This window comes from Paenibacillus cremeus (assembly GCF_007786445.1).
Classification (GTDB): domain Bacteria; phylum Bacillota; class Bacilli; order Paenibacillales; family NBRC-103111; genus Paenibacillus_G; species Paenibacillus_G cremeus.
This window is the reverse complement of the sequence record NZ_VNJI01000115.1, coordinates 1-2,010: the sequence shown is the minus strand read 5'-3', so window position 1 is coordinate 2,010 and position 2,010 is coordinate 1. Positions and strand designations below refer to the sequence as shown.

2 protein-coding genes are annotated in these 2,010 nt (G+C 42.2%); both read left to right on the top strand.

The genetic code is table 11. The features are described from left to right. The first annotated feature begins 219 nt into the window (after positions 1–219). Positions 220–546 (top strand): hypothetical protein, encoded by a 327-nt coding sequence (locus FPZ49_RS35035; RefSeq protein WP_144855342.1) that lies wholly within the window; start codon positions 220–222, stop codon positions 544–546. Further along, positions 536–808, top strand: a complete 273-nt coding sequence (locus tag FPZ49_RS37865; RefSeq protein ID WP_186446297.1) for a LysR family transcriptional regulator substrate-binding protein — start codon at positions 536–538, stop codon at positions 806–808. Before FPZ49_RS35035 ends, FPZ49_RS37865 begins: the two co-directional genes overlap by 11 nt. Positions 809–2,010 lie beyond the last annotated feature (1,202 nt).

The following is a 2,010-nucleotide window of genomic DNA, read 5'->3' as shown; positions in this document are numbered from 1 at the left end:
CGAATCATGTGCTCTCACCCGCTTTTTGTGATGACTCAATTATACGACAAAAAAGGTACAGCCTCTTCAACTTTCTTGAAGGGCAGTACCTTTTTCTAAGAGCTAGACTTTTTCAGTGGCCTCCATTATCATTGGTGGGTTTTTCACATTGTATAAAATAGGCTTTGTCCGCAGAAAATACTGTTTTTTAAAGATTCCAATCGCTTAAAACGGGCAATCGTGAAGGTTGGCAATAAGGTCAAAATCCGGTTAGGCAGCGGACAAAACTACTTATCCCTGGCCGCTATCCCTGCCACAAGCGACTTGAACTACTTCTACAAGCATGGATACGCCTTCGTCAAAAATACGATCGTGACGCCGAGCTTCGACCAGTCTACCTCTGAGGTGACGACCCGCTTCGATGTAACGATCGACCAGAAGCGCGCCGATATGGAACCGACGACCTTGATGGCGCTACTCCCACATCAATGGAAGCAAACGTCCTCATCGCTGAATTTCCACCACGTTTACGTGGCTTACGTTCGTAACATTCCCTTTGAACCGTGAAGAAATATACACGGTATTTAAGGAGAATCATCCTCTTGCCGCGAAGTCCGTTATTCAGGCGGGCGATCTCATGGGTCAACCCTTGATTATTAGCAAAGCCGACTGTAAGCCTCCCGTAATGGATTGGTTTGAGCAAGCCGGAAAACAACCTCAAATAAAATATGTACTCAATAATTACTTGACAATATTAAATATGGTCCAGGAGGGATTAGGTATTGGAATCATGTCTGAACTGTCTACAATGAATCTTCCTACAACGTAATCGTACGTAAGTTGGAACCGAAGTGGCATCGTGAAATTCATCTTGCCGTATCCTCATTAAAGGATTCTTCGATCGCTGTACAGCTGTTTATTAGAATGGCGCTTCAACTATTCGAAAGTCGCTCAGGTTCTGAGGTGAATCTTCAATGACTTTAAAACCAGAATGCGGAACCCAACGTCGGAAATGATATAAAGCTCTTGTCAATTTCGGGAATGTTATAAAGTTCTTGTCATTTGTTTTTGACAAGAACTTTATAACATAAAACAAAAAAACCGCGTTTTCGGGACTGTTGACAAACGGCAATACACCTTTAAGTAATACAACATCTGGAATTAAAAACGCTGTTGATCCACTATATATTGTAGTGAATCATCAGCTTTTTACTTAGACGAAGACTTTGTCAACAGTCCCTTTTCCGCGGCAATTAATGATGATATAAAGTTCTTGTCACCCGACAATTCTTTGAATTCAAGCAGAAATATTTCTAAATAAGAACCACTCATTAGGCAAAGTATGGTTGCACCTTTGGTTCTTCACATAAGCTCAAGGTGATGTACTCTCCCACATCTTGCAGACTCCTTCATTCAATTTGTCAAATAGGTGGAGAACAGATATGCTGCCCGACAGAATCTTCGTCCATAGAAATCATTGTTTAGAATAAACTTTATCCCGCTGCCATCTAAGTCATTAATAGTAATTTCATTCATTTACATATAACACCCAATCAACAAATATCAATTGGTGACACATCTGTTCTTGTGGGAATATTGCATTATCCTGCTCGTTAGCAACGACTACAAGCGATGGATCGGATCCATCGCCGCGCTATCGTTACCCCTCCATTAACTATTCGCCGGCACCCACGATGGCTCCAAACCGATACCTTCGCTTGTGATGCGAGGTCAATTGCCTCTACCAGCTCAAACATTGTCATTGGGGGTAGTGGGAGAACAGTATTATTTACGGGGTTAAATCCCCTAAAAGCCCGACGTTCTCCCGGCTACCGCCATCTTTAAACCCTATTAAAATAGGCCAACCATATAATTCTGGCTGACCTAATAATACGAAAAAGCCGCGATTTGGCGGTTATCCTTAAAACCTTAATTTCATAATTACAAATCAATCTCAAGCCCCTGGCCGACAGGCTGAACCGTCTCCAGAACACGCTGGGTCATTTTACTCCCCATCAAAGAATCAATCAC